15 protein-coding genes, 1 other RNA gene and 1 riboswitch are annotated in these 16,450 nt (G+C 42.5%); of the genes, 3 read left to right on the forward strand and 13 right to left on the reverse strand.

Going from position 1 to position 16,450, the window contains the following annotated elements; translation table 11 throughout:
• Positions 1-149: 149 nt before the first annotated feature.
• The 9 genes from BLL40_RS00500 to BLL40_RS00540 all read right to left on the reverse strand — a co-directional run bounded on the left by BLL40_RS00500 (position 150) and on the right by BLL40_RS00540 (position 11,311).
• The gene (locus BLL40_RS00500) at positions 150-2,555 is read right to left on the reverse strand and encodes a heavy metal translocating P-type ATPase (protein WP_245797874.1); all 2,406 of its coding nucleotides are present in this window, start codon (positions 2,553-2,555) and stop codon (positions 150-152) included.
• Between the two features lie 208 nt (positions 2,556-2,763).
• Complete coding sequence (gene copZ / locus BLL40_RS00505; RefSeq protein ID WP_073709960.1) at positions 2,764-2,970, reverse strand: copper chaperone CopZ; 207 nt, start codon at positions 2,968-2,970, stop codon at positions 2,764-2,766.
• A 28-nt stretch (positions 2,971-2,998) separates the two neighbouring features.
• Positions 2,999-3,322 (reverse strand): metal-sensitive transcriptional regulator, encoded by a 324-nt coding sequence (locus BLL40_RS00510; protein WP_073710360.1) that lies wholly within the window; start codon positions 3,320-3,322, stop codon positions 2,999-3,001.
• 170 nt (positions 3,323-3,492) lie between these two features.
• Positions 3,493-4,341, reverse strand: a complete 849-nt coding sequence (locus BLL40_RS00515) for a sulfurtransferase (protein WP_073709961.1) — start codon at positions 4,339-4,341, stop codon at positions 3,493-3,495.
• On the reverse strand, positions 4,319-4,534 hold the full coding sequence (locus tag BLL40_RS00520; protein ID WP_245797868.1) for a hypothetical protein: 216 nt from the start codon (positions 4,532-4,534) through the stop codon (positions 4,319-4,321). The genes BLL40_RS00515 and BLL40_RS00520 overlap by 23 nt, the downstream gene beginning before the upstream one ends.
• Positions 4,512-8,141, reverse strand: coding sequence for a dynamin family protein (locus tag BLL40_RS00525; RefSeq protein ID WP_073709962.1), 3,630 nt, complete (start codon positions 8,139-8,141; stop codon positions 4,512-4,514). The genes BLL40_RS00520 and BLL40_RS00525 overlap by 23 nt, the downstream gene beginning before the upstream one ends.
• 509 nt (positions 8,142-8,650) lie before the next feature.
• The gene (locus tag BLL40_RS00530) at positions 8,651-9,121 is read right to left on the reverse strand and encodes a chemotaxis protein CheX (RefSeq protein ID WP_073709963.1); all 471 of its coding nucleotides are present in this window, start codon (positions 9,119-9,121) and stop codon (positions 8,651-8,653) included.
• Positions 9,122-9,422: 301 nt separating this feature from the next.
• Positions 9,423-10,727, reverse strand: a complete 1,305-nt coding sequence (locus BLL40_RS00535; RefSeq protein ID WP_073709964.1) for a nucleobase:cation symporter-2 family protein — start codon at positions 10,725-10,727, stop codon at positions 9,423-9,425.
• A complete protein-coding gene (locus BLL40_RS00540; RefSeq protein WP_073710362.1) occupies positions 10,724-11,311 on the reverse strand; it encodes a xanthine phosphoribosyltransferase in 588 nt (195 codons plus the stop codon). Before BLL40_RS00540 ends, BLL40_RS00535 begins: the two co-directional genes overlap by 4 nt.
• A gap of 107 nt (positions 11,312-11,418) precedes the next feature.
• A riboswitch (purine riboswitch) is annotated at positions 11,419-11,519 on the reverse strand.
• A 216-nt stretch (positions 11,520-11,735) separates the two neighbouring features.
• On the opposite strand from BLL40_RS00540, the gene BLL40_RS17490 reads away from it, so the two are divergent.
• The 3 genes from BLL40_RS17490 to BLL40_RS00550 are packed head-to-tail and all read left to right on the forward strand — an operon-like array spanning position 11,736 to position 14,032.
• Positions 11,736-11,876, forward strand: coding sequence for a hypothetical protein (locus BLL40_RS17490; RefSeq protein WP_173799873.1), 141 nt, complete (start codon positions 11,736-11,738; stop codon positions 11,874-11,876).
• A gap of 25 nt (positions 11,877-11,901) precedes the next feature.
• Complete coding sequence (locus tag BLL40_RS00545) at positions 11,902-12,387, forward strand: cupredoxin domain-containing protein (RefSeq protein WP_073709965.1); 486 nt, start codon at positions 11,902-11,904, stop codon at positions 12,385-12,387.
• Positions 12,380-14,032: a b(o/a)3-type cytochrome-c oxidase subunit 1 gene (locus BLL40_RS00550; RefSeq protein WP_073709966.1), complete on the forward strand. Its 1,653-nt coding sequence runs from the start codon at positions 12,380-12,382 to the stop codon at positions 14,030-14,032. The genes BLL40_RS00545 and BLL40_RS00550 overlap by 8 nt, the downstream gene beginning before the upstream one ends.
• An 81-nt stretch (positions 14,033-14,113) precedes the next feature.
• On the opposite strand, the gene BLL40_RS00555 is transcribed toward BLL40_RS00550, so the two are convergent.
• The 4 genes from BLL40_RS00555 to gpsB form a co-directional block, all read right to left on the reverse strand.
• Entirely contained in the window at positions 14,114-15,259 is a 1,146-nt protein-coding gene (locus BLL40_RS00555; protein ID WP_073709967.1) for a THUMP domain-containing class I SAM-dependent RNA methyltransferase, read from the reverse strand.
• Positions 15,260-15,421: 162 nt separating this feature from the next.
• The gene (locus BLL40_RS17950) at positions 15,422-15,553 is read right to left on the reverse strand and encodes a hypothetical protein (RefSeq protein WP_281247221.1); all 132 of its coding nucleotides are present in this window, start codon (positions 15,551-15,553) and stop codon (positions 15,422-15,424) included.
• Between the two features lie 86 nt (positions 15,554-15,639).
• An RNA gene (gene rnpB / locus BLL40_RS00560) (RNase P RNA component class B) lies at positions 15,640-16,031 on the reverse strand.
• 55 nt (positions 16,032-16,086) lie between these two features.
• Positions 16,087-16,416: a cell division regulator GpsB gene (gpsB, locus tag BLL40_RS00565; RefSeq protein WP_073709968.1), complete on the reverse strand. Its 330-nt coding sequence runs from the start codon at positions 16,414-16,416 to the stop codon at positions 16,087-16,089.
• Between the last annotated feature and the right edge of the window lie 34 nt (positions 16,417-16,450).

Below are 16,450 nucleotides of genomic sequence, written 5' to 3' on the forward strand. Positions count from 1 at the left end.
ACTCAAAAAAACACCTTTCTTAAATGAAAATCCATTTAGAAAGGTGTTTTTTTAAAAAGATAAGAAAGTAATTAATTTTTTAACTTGGAACGCTGTTTAGACTCTGAAAGCCAGGCCTACGTTTCTTTATTAGAACAACTTTATTGTCATTATAATTTTATTTTTTGCAATCGAAGTGCATTGAGGACAACAGAAACCGAGCTGAATGCCATGGCAGCGCCTGCGAGCCATGGTGCTAGGAAGCCTAATGCAGCAACCGGAATGCCAATTGTGTTGTAGCCGAATGCCCAGAACAAGTTTTGTTTAACATTTCGGATTGTCATCTTACTCATAAAGATCGCATCGACAATACTGTTCAGATCTCCTCTGATTAAGGTTATATCGGCTGCTTCTAATGCCACATCGGTTCCTGTTCCCATTGCCATCCCAATATCGGCCGTTGCTAGTGCCGGTGCATCATTGATTCCATCGCCAACCATCGCGACTTTTTTCCCCTGTGCCTGCAGCTTCCTTACTTCATCTGCTTTTCCTTCTGGAAGAACGTCTGCGATCACACGGTCAACATCCACCTGTCCGGCAATCAGCTGCGCTGTCTGTTTGTTATCACCTGTCATCATAATGACTTCAAGGCCCATCTCTTTTAGACGGCTGATAGCCGCTATAGATGTTTCCTTAATCGTGTCTGCAACGGCGACAATTCCTGTATACTCACCATTGATCGCTACTAGCATCGCCGTTTTCCCTTCTTTCTCCATCTTCACCATATTCGCATGGGCATCTATTGTATTCACATTGTACTGCTTCATAAGTTTACGTGTCCCTATGAGTAATTCTTTTTCTTCAATCATGGCCTTAATACCGAAACCCGGGATCGCTTCAAATTGGTCTGTTTCTTTTAATGAAATCCCTTTGTCTTTAACCCCTTGTACAATCGCCTGAGCCAGTGGATGCTCTGACTGTTTTTCTGCGGTTCCAACGAACGCGAGAAATTCTGCTTGATCAACGGATTTATGCACGAATACGTCCGTTAATACAGGCGTCCCATTCGTGATGGTCCCTGTTTTATCAAGAATGACAGTGTCAATGCCATACGTTGTTTCTAGATGCTCTCCACCTTTAAACAAAATACCGTACTCTGCAGCGCGTCCTGATCCCGCCATAATGGACGTTGGCGTCGCAAGTCCAAGTGCACAAGGACAGGCAATAACTAAAACAGCTATCAGTTTTTCAAGTGCTTCAGCGAAGTTTCCTGGCGTCACCCAAATAAACCAGATTAAAAATGTGACAACAGCTATTCCAACGACAATCGGTACAAAAATACCGGAAATTTGATCCGCTAACCGTTGAATCGGCGCTTTTGATCCTTGGGCTTCTTCTACGACTTTAATGATTTGCGACAAAGTCGTCTCTCTGCCTACTTTCGTCGCTCTCATTTTCAAAAATCCGTGTTTATTGATCGTTGCACCAATAACTTCATCACCCGGTTTTTTATCTGTTGGCAGGCTTTCGCCTGTCAGCATCGATTCATCAACAGCGGATAGCCCTTCCAAAATCATGCCGTCTACGGGAACTTTTTCACCCGGCTTCACATGAAGTATATCCCCAGCAAGCACATCTTCAAGCGGAATTTCTATCTCTTGTCCATCTCGTTCGGTGACAGCTGTTTTCGCCTGCAAACCCATTAACTTTTTAATGGCTTCGGAAGAACGGCCTTTTGCTTTTACTTCAAACAATTTCCCTAAAAGAATCAATGTAATAAGAATTGAACTCGTTTCATAATACAGTTCGACCATATGACCAGAATGGCCGATCGACTCAAATGATAAATACAAACTGTAAAAGTAAGCAGCTGATGTTCCTAGCGCAACGAGCACATCCATATTGGCACTTTTATTTTTCAGCGCTTTATAAGCTCCTATGTAGAACTGTTTTCCGATGATGAATTGTACAGGTGTCGCGAGCGCTAATTGCACCCACGGATTCATAAACACGACCGGTACATAGAGCGATGAAGTAAATTCAAAATGCCCAAACATCGCCCATAAGAGAGGCATAGAAAGAATGGCTGAAAAGATCAATTTCCTCGTCTGTGTTTCAATTTCTTTTTGCCGGTGATCCATGCTCGCTTTGCTGCTGTCTTCTTCTTTCAAAACAGCGCTATACCCAAGTGATTCCACTTTTTTAATGACTTCTGCTTTTGACAAAGTGGATGGGTTGTATTCAACCACCGCTCTCTCAAGAGCCAGATTGACACTTGCACTTGACACACCGTTCAGTTTATTTAATCCTTTTTCAATTCTTATCGCACACGCGGCACACGTCATGCCGGAAATTAAAAATTCGTTCTTTTCCACGATCACACCATAACCAAGATGGTTAATTTTTTGTTGAATCTCTTCTTCCTTTATTTTGGTTGGATCATATTTTACTTTGGATTTTTCTAAAGCTAAGTTTACTGTAGCCTTTTCTACACCATCCAGTTTATTTAACCCTCTTTCAATCCTTACGGCACAAGCGGCACACGTCATGCCAGAAATTTGAAAGCTCGTTTCCATCGCTTGATTGTTCACCTCATCACTCCTCATACCCACATGGGGTATATTTTTTGCCGGAAAGAACGTGCTGAAAAATCAGCACGCCTTATTTATATATTTTATCATAGATTAACGGGCAGTAAGACCCCACTTCAGGAATTGGAGAAACTAACGAAGGAGAAGCCAGACCCTAGATAGTACCGTCTATATCCCCTATAGATGTTTCACCTTATGCCACTTCATATCCTTGTTCATCAATGGCTTCTTTAATTTTATCCAAAGATACTTGCTGCCTATCATATTCTACATCTACTGTGTGTTCTTGCAAATGAACTTTCACTGAGTTCACACCGTCCAGTTCCCCTACACTGCCTTCAATGGATTGTATACAGTGTCCGCAAGACATGCCTTGTACAGTTAATGTTGTTTGTTCCACTAGTTTATCTTCCTTCCATTTTACGTATTTACTTTTTCATCAATTTTTGAATCGTGATAAGCAGTTCATCCACTACTTCACAATCGCCTTCTTGAATACGCTCGGCGATACAGTTTTTCATATGTCCTTCGAGAAGAATTTTAGCCACACTATTTAACGCCGCCTGCGTCGCGGAAATTTGTGTAATGATGTCATCACAATAAGCATCCTTTTCGATAAGGCCTTTAATTCCACGAATTTGTCCTTCTATCCGATTGAGCCGCGTCACTAAATTTTTTTTTATTTTTTCAGAATGGTGGCTCTTTCGATCAGAACCAGTCATGCGGGGCCTATCACAATTTTGAATCTCCATTACTTTCACGTTGCCACCTCCCTTACATATAGTTTACCATACCCCCCTAATGTATATATAGTATTTTGTTTAAATTTATCGCAGATTTTTTAGATGATAAAAATTTATTATTTTTACTACTATATACAAAAGAACCGTCCAATAAACCTGAACGGTTAAAATTTGCTTTTTTATTTATCAACAATGCCTCTTTCTTTTGTCTCAACTGGACGTGACGTATCGCTTGACCATTCACTGTAGCTCCCTGGATACAATTTAACATTCTTATACCCTGCCATTTGCAAAGCTAGTACATTCGGTGTTGCTGAAACACCTGAGCCGCAGTATACAATAACTGGTTCATCTTTACGAATATGTTCAAATCGGGATGCCTGCTCTTCTTTCGTTTTCCACTTTGTCCCTTCCAATCCTTCCGCAAAAAAACGGTTGATCGCGCCGGGAATATGGCCTGGTACACGATCAAGCGGTTCTATTTCACCGAGGTAACGCTCTGGAGCACGGGAATCAATCAGTAAGGATGAACCTGTTTCAGATGCATGTTTTACTTCTTCAATGGATGCACGCATGCCATCCTGCACGTTTAATTGAAACGAAGCCGGGCGTCGGATCGGCATTTCCGTCGTGATTTGGTACCCTTTTTCTACCCATTCGGAAAATCCACCGTCTAAAATATGTACATCGTCATGACCCGCGTATTTAAGCAGCCACCAGAGACGGCCAGCGAACATCGACACGCCGTCGTCATATGCCACAACGGTGGAGTCATTAGACACACCACAGTTTTCTAAAAAAAGTGTAAATTCGCTCATATCCGGTAATGGATGACGCCCTCCTTCTGCTCCTTTTTCTCCAGAGAGGCGATCGTCAAGATGTGCATAAAAAGCACCTGGCACGTGGCTTCGTTCATATAATTCCGCTCCTTCCGCCGGATCTGCCAGGTTGAACCGGCAGTCAAAAAGGATAACATTTCTATTTTCAAGCTGTTCGTGGAGCCATTCAGCCGTTACGATCATGTTCATTCACCTGTTCCTTTTCCATTAATTTCCTCACATTGTCTTTTGGATCCCAGCAGTTAAACCGGTAGCTCGGATTCGTTTCGAACCCGAGCCGGCGGCATCTATACATCATATTGGCAGGTGTTTTCACCGCCTCGAAATGACAACACGTTGCACATGCATGAAAGCGTGTATTATGAAGCAGATTGGATGTCACGTAAAATCCGCTCCCACTCCTCAATATTTTCACTATGTTCTAGCACATCAAGCCACGCTGTAAACTGTTCATTCACGTCTAATGAAGCGGCTTTTTTCACTTCATCTGTTCCCTTCTCCATGAACAAGAATGCACTCGTTTGAAGCGCATTTTTTTGACTGGCTAAATACAGATCTGCCAGTTCTTCGATCATTGTTTGCAGTTCCTTCATCATCACCTGCTTCTCATTTTTTTCAAAAAACGCACGAGCATTTTTAAATAATGAAAGCGGCTTTGCAAAAGGTTCTCGCGATACCTCTGTAAAGGCTGGATCAAAATCCGGCACGGCGAGTTTCTGTGCATCCAAATGGGATAAAAGCAATTCCGGCTCAATCAACGATGCTTTATTCACTAAACGCGCCTGCTTTTCATGAAGCAATTTCACACCGTGATTTTCAACGCGAATGGAGGTCGCCCGCATTTCTTGAGCAAGATCATACCCAACGGATTCAAGCAGTTCTTCCAACGCTTTTTGCAAAGACCCTTTTACATCGCCCTGTCCACTCAACGTAGCCGGATTAAATGATTCTTTGAAAAAGTCGGAGAAACGATAAAAGACACGCTGTTTAATGTAATACACAAGTTCATCGAGTTCCTGGGTCATCCGCTTTTTCTCGACATCTGTATTCTCACTGTCGATTGCAACAGCCATCCGGCTCCACTTGTCTTCCAGTTCCGCTTTCTTTTGCGTTCGATTATCACGGTTGTCTTTCGCTGTTTCAATTAATTTTTCTAACTGCAAGACGCCCCGTTCCACTTCCGCTTCCGCCGACTGAACCGCCATTGACGCAAGGTCATTTAATAAAAATGCGTGAAACGGTTCTTTAAATTGCTTCATGCCCGACTGTGGGTGACTCCATTCACCGCGCGTCGCTTCTTCGACCGCAAGCATACTTGATACGCCATGAAGACGCGGGAAACGGATGCCATATTGAAGCAGCTGCTCACGTACATACGATTTCACTTCATTCAGTTCGTCTTCATTTGCCGCTAAGTCAATCGCGTTAATAATAAAGAACATTTTGTCTAGCTCAAACGCCTCTTTTACACGGCCTAGCTGGATAAGAAATTCCCGGTCTGCTTTTGAAAACGCATGATTGTAATACGTGACAAACAAAATCGCATCGGAATTTTTAATGTATTCAAATGCGACACCCGTATGGCGGGCGTTAATCGAATCAGCTCCCGGTGTGTCCACAAGTGTAATGCCTAGACGGGTAAAATCACAGTCGTAATACAAATCAATCGAATCCACAAAACAGCTTTTTTGTTCATTGGCGACATATTGTTTAAATGTTGTCAGATCAACATTTATCGTCTCATCTGACTGGCTTTCGTAATCATGGAAGCCCGCATAAAATGCACGTAAAAAAGATAAATGTATTTTTTCTTTCCCTTCACCTTCATTCGAATCCAACACACCTGGCACCATTTGATATGCTTCACGAAGCGAAGACGCACTGAGGCCAAACAGTCCAAGTGACACGTTCACATCAGCAAGCATCATGAAGCCCGTCTTTAAATGGACATCTGCCGTGCGATGTTTTTTCCCTTCTGCTACGGGATGAATCCGGTTAACGGCAGCTGTCGTTGGATTCGGTGATACTGGCAGTACTTTTTCGCCAAGCAGCGCATTCGCAAACGACGATTTACCTGCTGAAAACGCGCCGAATAGCGCAATTGTATACGTTCTGTTTTCAAGACGCTCCGCTTTTTGTATCGCTCCTTCAATAAACCGGCCAAAACCGGGCACACCGTTTAAACGGCCTGCAAGATGACGCAGCCTTTTCACCGTAGAAGCTGCATCCATAAATGCCGTCTCCTGTACCGGTTCCATATCAATAGCCTGCTGCTCTTCTTTTCGCACTTCTTCCATATCTTCCTGCCCCGTGTAAACTGCTATATTTTCTGCCTCCACCTGCCATTTTTCTATTAGCTCATCCATCACAGGCGGGATATCCGTATCTTCTATGAGCAATGTTTCTTTCAGCTCATTTTCACGTATATTGCGCGCAAATTCAAGCGATGCAAGTTTTTCTTTTGCTATGAGGCGCTCTTTCCAAATACGGTGATCGGCCGCGAATTGTGCATATTCTCCTTCAAACTGTTCTGTTAAAATCGGTGCTGCTTCACGTTTCCATTCATCCGATATAGCACGAGCCCGCTTTTTAATGAGACTAGCGACATCTTCACAGTAATTCAGCACAGCATCTCCTGTTACACCCGCACCTGGTTTCACTGCATCTGTAATGACCAATGAATCCACTGGCACAGCTAATTCCTCCGCCTGAAGAGCTAGCGAAGGATCGTCCAAGCCGCTTTCTTTCAGCCATGAAGCGGTCACTTGCCGTACGTGCCACTCCAGCTGTGCTTCTGTCCGTTTTTTTAAATCAGCAAGCAGCGCATTCAAGCGTTTTTCACGCTCTTCTTCCGTTTTCTTTTTCGCAAACAGCATTCCTACTTTAAATTCTGGACGAGTCGATTCCAAATAACTGCGAGCCATTTCACGTGTAGATGCCGGCATTAATATTGCATTTTTCAGCACATCTTCACGTCTTCTTTCAAACTGTTTCAGCCAGAATGCCGCATCACGCTTTTCTAGTTCTTTCGCAAGAGCCGCTTCTTTTTCTTCAATGGACTGGGCCCCTGCTTCCGCAATGACCGCTTCAAACTGTGTCTTCTCTTCTTTTTGCTGATTTAAAAGCCATTCGATATGTTCATGCACGAGACGATTCATCATCGTTTCAGCTGATTGTTCAGACAGCTGCTCCCGGTTCGCCATACTATCATGAATAAGCTTCTTTACTTCATCGAAATCATTATATGGCAGATCTCTTCCATGCAGACTCGTAAAGAAAAACGCTTCTGGCTGTACATTCCACGTCGCAAACGAATCATATACAGACTGTCGGAATGCACTAAACGATAATTCTTCTTCTTTATGTTTATCAATTTGGTTAATAATTAAATACAGCTTCACTCCATGTGACAACAGTTCTTTCGTATAAATAAAGTTCAATTCTGACTGCACATGATTGTAATCCATCACGTAAAACACCATATCCGCAAGGTGAAGTGCAGACTCTGTTGAAATGCGATGCGCATCATCGGTCGAGTCAACACCCGGCGTATCCATCACAGTCACGTCAGGCGGCAAATGAGACGATGAATGTCCGATTTCAATCGATGCCACTTCATCGCCATCTTTTGCAAATTTTTTCACATGCTTTATGTCATATGGCGCTTTAAATAGGAGCGGACGGCCATCATGGTAGTTAATTTTAGCAAAGTCTTCTTCGGCCGGTTTAATTTTAACGAGATTGGCGCTTGTTGGAATGGGGCTTGACGGTAAAAGTGCTTCGCCTGTTAATTCATTAATCATCGTCGATTTACCGGCTGAAAAATGGCCACAAAACGCGACGATAAATTCATGATCATTCATTTTGCGTAAAAAGAGCTCGGCCTTTTCCGCCCGTTCAGTATCTTCATTATGTATAAATTGTTCATAAAGTCTCGCTGTGCGTGTCCGGATTGTTTCCATCATACGGCTTTTTGTCGGTGCTTCCATATTTGTTCCATCCCTTCGATGCGTACACCTTTTTTTATCATTGTATATGATTTTTAACAAATAAAAAAGGATACAATGAAAGTGGTGTGCACCTGTTTCATTGTATCCTTATCCTTATACTCATTGTCATTTATTATTTTTTAAATACAGGCGTACTCGTTTGATTTGCCGTACGATCCAGCACAAATTTCATTACTCCACCATACGTTACTACTGTCGCCGTCACAAATAACCAGATCATTCCAAACGCCTTCTTTCTTAGTTGATAATGATTTTCATCCTTGTTTGTATCTTAGCACCCATTTTCTTTTTTTGCAACCAAAAAAGATGCCCTATTCAGCATCATTCAAAAAGATGTATACAATAAGTAAGCATCACACAAGGACAAAAATGAAATCTCCCTTACCATTCGCACGAAAGACGTTATCTCTGTTTCATATAACAGCCTATTCAATGTCATATTATGCATACGTAAATATATTTATGTATATGGAATTCAACAACTGCTGTTAACCTTTTTCAATATTTAAAACTAACTCGTATTCCCCGGCTTCCTGAAACGCTATTGGCAGCTTGATCGCCTGCCTGAATCCAGAAATTTTCGAATCGCCTACAATGATCGTCGGCGGTGTAATATCAATCGTAATTCCTTTGGCAAACAATGCCGCTCCCATATTGCCTGCGATCATATTGACAACTTCGCCGGCAAATGACTCCACCATTTCACCTTCGATTGGCATACCAAACATCTTCGTCCCTAAACGTGAAAACGATTCTTCCGATCCATTTAAAATGAGGCGGCCTGGCAAATCACCCGTGATGCCGATAAAAACACCTATTGCATGATGGCTAAATGACTCCATTAATAATATTGGCTGCCCCACCTGCGCTTCGATTGGAATGACCGTCCGGATGGATTCAATGGCGCAATTCAACACTTCTTTAATAACCGCATTTTTACCTAGTTGTGTGTTTTCCATATTCGCACCCCGCTTTTTTATTCCACATTAGTAGGTATTAAGACCCCCACAAAATGAAGTTTCACTTTATTTTACTGTATATCTTCTCGATTGTCAGTATTTTTAGCTATATCTTTAGTACTCAAAAAGATATTTACATGCCATCTATTAGAATAATTAAAATATGATTGACGTGACTAGTTTTTATTTTTTAACCTTTTTTGAACATAAAAACGCCACCTCCATTTCTTTTCATGTAAGAAATGGAGATGACGTTACGACATGTTAATGTCTTTAAAACGCGGGAGTTTTTTATCGTTTTTTATGACACTTTTTCTTTCATAGTCGCATTCGCTGTCCGTTTGTGGCCGATTTCATTAAACAGTACATTAAGGACAAGTGCTGTCAAACTGCCGGCGACGATTCCATTTCCCGTTAAAATTTCCACACCGTCCGGCAGACCCGCAAATAAATCCGGTACAACTGTCACGCCAAGCCCCATCCCAACTGAGCAGGCAATAATCAATAAGTTTTCCTGTTTCTCCATGTCGACACGCCCAAGCATTTTAATGCCTTGAGCAAGCACCATTCCGAACATCGCCAGCATCGCACCGCCAAGTACACTCGACGGGATAATCGTCGTGAATGCACCGATTTTTGGCACAAGGCCCAAGAAAATTAAAAAGCCCGCTGTATAAAAAATAACGTTTCTAGACTTCACACCCGACAATTGCATAAGACCGACGTTTTGTGAAAAAGCCGTATACGGGAATGCGTTAAAAATCCCGCCGAGAATAATCGCTAATCCTTCTGCACGGTATCCTTTCGCTAAATCGTGCTCGGCCACTTCTTCATCACACATATCTGAAACAGCAAAGTAAACACCTGTAGATTCAACAAGACTCACCATCGCCACGAGAATCATCGTTAAAATACCGGACCATTCAAACGCAGGGAGGCCAAAATAAAACGGCTGAATGACATGGAACAAAGATGCATCCATAACAGGGGTAAAATCGACTTTGTCCATAAAGAAAGCAATAACCGTGCCGATCAGAAGACCGAGCAACACAGAAATGGACCGGACAAAGCCATCAAAAAAGCGATACATTAAAATAATAATAATAAGCGTCGTGAATGAAAGTATAATATTCTCAGTTGAAGCAAAGTTCTGGCTGCCTTGCCCGCCACCCATATTGTTCATAGCAACTGGAATGAGTGTCACACCAATAATCGTCACGACCGAACCCGTCACAACCGGCGGGAAAAAGCGGACAAGCCTGCTGAAAAAAGGAGCGATAAGTAAAACAAAAACGCCTGATGCAATAATGGCACCGTATATATAGTTAATACCATGCGTTGTTCCGATTGCAATCATCGGGCTGACCGCGGTAAACGTACAGCCAAGAACAATAGGAAGCCCTATACCGATCCATTTGCCGCTCCATACTTGCAGCAACGTGGCAATTCCGCACATAAAAATATCAATCGATACGAGATACGTCAGCTGTTCCGAGTTCATGCCGATCGCTGCACCTACGATTAATGGAACGAGGACTGCTCCAGCATACATGGCAAGGACGTGCTGAATGCCAAGTGAGGCTGTTTTAAATGTCGAAGGGTTCATTTTTCAGGTTCCTCTTCTTTAAACTCGATTTTTCCTTCTTTAAGCGACTTGATGCGAGCCAATGATTCGACACGTATCCCTTCTTGGTAAAGTAATTCAGCACCATTTTGAAATGACTTTTCAATGACGATACCAACACCTGCAATGGAACTGCCTGCCTGACGAACGATGTCGATCAATCCGAGCGCTGCCTGACCGTTGGCAAGAAAGTCATCAATAATAAGTACATGATCATCCGCTGATAAAAAGGCATTAGAAACGGCAATACGATTCGCCGTTTCTTTCGTAAATGAATACACATTGGCTGTCAGTAAATCATCTGTCATCGTGAGTGACTGCCGTTTACGAGCAAACACGACTGGCACATCGAGTACGAGACCCGTCATAACAGATGGTGCTATTCCACTAGATTCAAGTGTTACAATTTTTGTGATTTTTTCTGATGCAAAACGATTGGCAAATTCTTCTCCGATTTCTTTCATAAGCAAAGGATCAATTTGATGATTCAAAAAAGAATCTACTTTTAAAACGTGCTCGGACAAAATACGTCCATCTTGTTCCATTTTTTCCTGAAGACGTTTCATTACTTTCTTCCTCCTATTTACATCTTCAAGCATAAAAAAAAGCCTGAAGCATGATTTTCCTTTTAATGAACAGAGTGAACAATACCCTTCAAGCTGAAAATAGATGAAGCGTGCTGCTGTTCACTCATAGCCAGCCTATTTAAAGCAGTCCGGTAAATACTTGCAGGCCCATTCCCACGATTATATATAGGAATATCATTGATTTATGTTTTATATAATAGCAGACCATACAAAAAAATCAAGATAAAACACGAACGTTAAGTTTCTATTTTTTCTGATTATTCGTTAATATATATTCACCACTATTTCACACTTTTTTCACACTGAAAAGATTTTCCGTGATTTTCCTCACAGAATCTGTTTTTTTACACGCTTAAGATAGTGTTACAAGGAAATAAGACGATCAAGAAAGGAGTGATTTAAAATGGCTTCAGGAAAACGCAATCACAAACTTCAAGAAGAAGAGCAATCATTAAAAGGAACATTATATGCCGTATTTGGAATCGGCATTTTTGTCATCGCTTCATGGTTCGCCGTCTTTTCTATTTTCACTGATCGTTTCTAATTTGTTTGAAGGAGGAATTATACGTATGCATTTACACCGTTATGAAAAGTGGTGGATCACGTTTGGAATCGGCTCACTTGTCTTATTCCTCATCATCGTTGGAATTGGTGCGTTCCACCAAGGACATCAGCCGCCTAGTTCAGTAAAAACGATTAACTATGAACAAGTGGACAAAGTCACACCATTTAATGAACCTGGCCTTACAAAAGTGAGTGGTAAAGATTGGGACTACGAACTTGTTGTCGTTGCCTCTGCTTTCATGTACATGCCGGCTGAAGTGGAAATTCCCGTTGGGTCAACGGTGAAAATTATCGCTACAACGAAAGACGTTGTGCACGGATACGGGGTGACTGGTACAAATATTAACATGATGCTCGAACCCGGCTACATAAGTGAATATGTCACGACGATGGATAAAATAGGTGAATACCTTGTCGTATGCAACGAGTATTGCGGGACAGGGCATCACACGATGAAAATGATGTATAAGGTGGTAGACGTCAATGAATAACAGCACATTGTTACGCGTAGATAAACGTGATGCGCGCCTCGTAATGGCCCATATGTATGTTGCATTTGCAGCCCTTGCTATTGGCGGATTAATGGGACTGTTACAAGTATTTGTTCGTTCCGGGCGTTTCGAGCTTCCAGCAAATATCGGTTATTATCAAGTATTAACCGTTCACGGCGTCATGCTCGGGCTTGTCTTCACAACCTTTTTCATTCTTGGATTCCAAGCAGCTGCTGTCAGCCGTACATCCGGCACGTTTACAGCAAAACAGCGCCTTACTAGCTGGATTGGTTTTTGGATTATGCTCCTTGGCACGGTCATGTCAGCAACGATGATTTTATTAAATGAAGCAACGGTTTTATATACATTTTATGCACCGCTGCAAGCACATTGGATTTTTTATCTCGGTTTAACATTTATCGTCGTTGGCAGCTGGTTCGTCATCTTCGCCCATATGGCAAAGTACGCACAGTGGCGTAAAGAAAACAAAGGTGAATCGTCTCCGCTTTTAACGTATATGGTCGTTGCCAATTCCCTTATGTGGTTCGTTGCAACACTTGGCGTTGCAGCGGAAGTATTGCTTCAACTTTTGCCATGGTCACTCGGGTTCATTGAACGTGTCGATGTGGCAATTACACGTACATTGTTCTGGTATTTCGGTCATGCACTCGTCTATTTCTGGCTTCTTCCTGCTTATATGGCATGGTATGTCGTTATCCCGAAAGTAATCGGCGGTAAAATTTTCTCCGATTCACTTGCCCGCCTTTCATTTATTTTATTTTTATTGTTCTCCATTCCGGTCGGCATTCACCATCAGCTGACAGAACCAGGTATTACAGAGTTTTGGAAATTCGTGCAGGTTGTTTTAACCTTTATGGTTATCATCCCGTCGCTCATGACGGCATTCAGTATGTTTGCCACATTTGAGCTGCGCGGACGTGAACTCGGTGGCAAAGGATTGTTCGGCTGGTTTCACAAACTCCCCTGGGGTGATGCACGTTTCACCGTTCCATTTATTGGTATGGCTGCGTTTATTCCAGCTGGTGCCGGCGGGATCATTAACGCTTCTCACCAAATGAATCAGGTGATTCACAATACAATCTGGGTAACGGGCCATTTTCATTTAACCGTGGCGACCACTGTTTTATTAACGTTTTTCGGAATTGCTTACTGGCTCATTCCACATTTAACAGGACGTGTTTTAACACCGCAAATGAATAAACTTGCGATTATACAAGCATTTACATGGGCGTTCGGGATGACGATTATGTCCGGCGCGATGCATTGGGCGGGTCTTCTCGGGGCACCACGCCGTTCGTCTTACTCAACATATGGCGATGCTGCACAGGCAATGGAATGGATTCCGTATCAAATCGCACAGGCCGTCGGCGGCACTATCTTGTTCCTCGGCATCATTTTCGTGTTAATCATTTTCGTGAACCTATGCTGGTTTGCACCAAAAGGCGATGAAGAATTCCCTATTGGTGAAGTCGACAAAGATGCTGAACAAACACCAAAGATTCTCGAAAACTGGAAAGTTTGGATCACCGTACTAGTTGCGCTCATCTTAGTTGCCTACGCCGTTCCAATTATGGACATAATCAACGGCGGTCCACTCGGATCAAAAGGATTCAAGCTCTGGTAATATTATATAAAAAAGCGCAAAAGCAGGCCTGACGCCGCTTTTGCGCTTTTTTATCTCTTCTGGATTTTTCATCAATCCGCTTTATTCAGATTCAGAGCGGCGTGGCGGGCGCTTGCCCCAGTATTGATAGTAATCACAGCGAATAAATCCGTTGAATAGTTTTCGCTTTTTCGTCGCCGGCTTGCCATATACTTCTTCAAATTGTTCATGCGACGTGAGCATGTAAATAGACCACGTATCAAGCGATTTGAATTTGTATCCCATATCGGCATACAATTTTTCAACAGCTGGACGGTCGCTTAGCCGCTCGCCATATGGCGGATTGCCAATGATGACACCATACTCTTTATCTGTTTCAAACTGTGCAACATCTCCAACACGGAAGTTAATTAAGTCACCAAGTCCTGCTTCAAACGCATTGCTGTTGGCGATCCTGATCATAGTTGAATCAATATCAAACCCTTCAATGTCAAGCGGCTGATCGTAGTTTGCTTTGTCTTCTGCTTCCATTCGGACATCATTCCATACGTTGTCCCCAATCCAGGCCCACTGTTCAGACACAAAATCCCGGTTAAAACCAGGCGCAATGTTTTGACCGATCAGTGCTGCTTCAATCGGGATTGTCCCAGAACCGCAAAATGGATCAATAAATGGCTTATCCGGATACCAGTTTGTCAGCTGAACAAGTGCAGCAGCCAATGTTTCTTTGATTGGTGCTTCTCCTTGTCCGACCCGATAACCCCGTTTATGTAGACCTGCACCGCTCGCATCGATCGTAATCGTCACTTTATCTTTTAAGAGGGCAACTTCAAGCGGAAAATGAGCACCTGTTTCTGGCAGCCACGACTCTATTTTATACGCATGCTTTAGTCGTTCTGCAATCGCTTTTTTAACGATGGCCTGACAGTCAGATACACTGAACAGCGTTGACTTAACCGATTTCCCCTGTACTGGGAAAGATGCATCTTTCGGCAAAAACTGTTCCCACTCAATCGCTTTCGTTTTTTCAAATAATTCATCAAATGTTTCCGCATAAAATTCAGCGGCCACTACTTTGACTCGATCTGCCGTTCGCAGCCACATATTGCAACGGGCAATCGCTTTCGCATCTCCTTCAAAATACACCTTTCCGTTTTCTGTTCGCGGGGTATAACCGAGTTCTTTCACTTCTTTAGCAACGAGTGCCTCTAAACCCATAGCGGCTGTCGCAATGATTGTATACGTCATAACATCCTCTTTTCATTCGTATTCTTCCATTAGATCCAAATAATGAAAATCAATTTATTTTGCAATTGGAACTGGCTTTGAATAGGAAAAGCCTTGAATATAATCTTATAATTTGCCGGTTAACAATTGAATTTGATGCTTACTTCCAATCCCTTATAACTTTTAAATGGTCAATGGTAAAGCAGGATTCAATAATAAAATAATCCCATTTGCATCAGGGATCACGATCCCTTCTTGTATGTAGTTATAGATCATTTCATTTACTTTTTTTCGCATTGAGTTATATTTTTTCATATGAAGGCGCCTCTTCTATCAAATAGAAGAAAAGCTCCCCTAAAAAGGAGAGCCGCGTATTGTGTATATTTGAACCCTGAATAACGTTCTGTAAGCCATGTTTTGTTCCTTCGTACTGCAAACGGCCAGGGTATGACCTCGTACTCCGGTGGCAATCATCTGTCTGCAGAAACTTAAGCTTCTGCCTTTCCATTCGTTCAGTTCCGTCCGGAAAGTGCCCCTACCAAAATTTGGGTTGCTCGCTCACGGGGTTTACCTCGTTCCACCTTTATCATTTCTGATAAAGCTCCGTCACTGTGGCACTTTCAAAGTATTCACACCATATCCTCTAGGGACTTAGGTGTTTTCCCTGCCGTCAGCATTAAAATGCTGCCCTGGCTTATGGTTTCGCCAGGCGCGATCACTACAGGCATCTCAGCACTGTGCGAGCATGGACTTTCCTCTGCAGCCGCTCGGACTGCAGCGATTACCCGAACGTTATTCATTTTCGTTTCCCTATTATAATGGATGACCGTTCTAAATGCAACGAGTATTTATTCGTTGTTAAGACGATCACCAAATACGTGACGCTCTAAATTCGACAAACGCTTCAAAATATCGAAATTTGTTGACCCTGCTACTGGTTGCTGCGCGCGTATTGGCGGCTCCGGTTGTCTTTGACGGGAAGCGATGGAACTGTTTTCTTTTTTCAAACGTAAATTCTCCTGCTGTAATTCTTCAATTGCCTGTTGAAATACATCATAATCTTTAATGATCAGATCTAAAAATTGATCCACTTCATCCGGATTGTATCCGCGCATGGATGTTTTAAATTCTTTTTCGAGAATGTCTTTCCCGGTCAGCTTAAGTTGATCTGACAACATTGCCTTGCACCACCTTCATCGAGTCCTGTTTTTA

It is taken from the genome of Domibacillus mangrovi (assembly GCF_001906925.1).
Classification (GTDB): Bacteria; Bacillota; Bacilli; order Bacillales; family Domibacillaceae; genus Domibacillus; species Domibacillus mangrovi.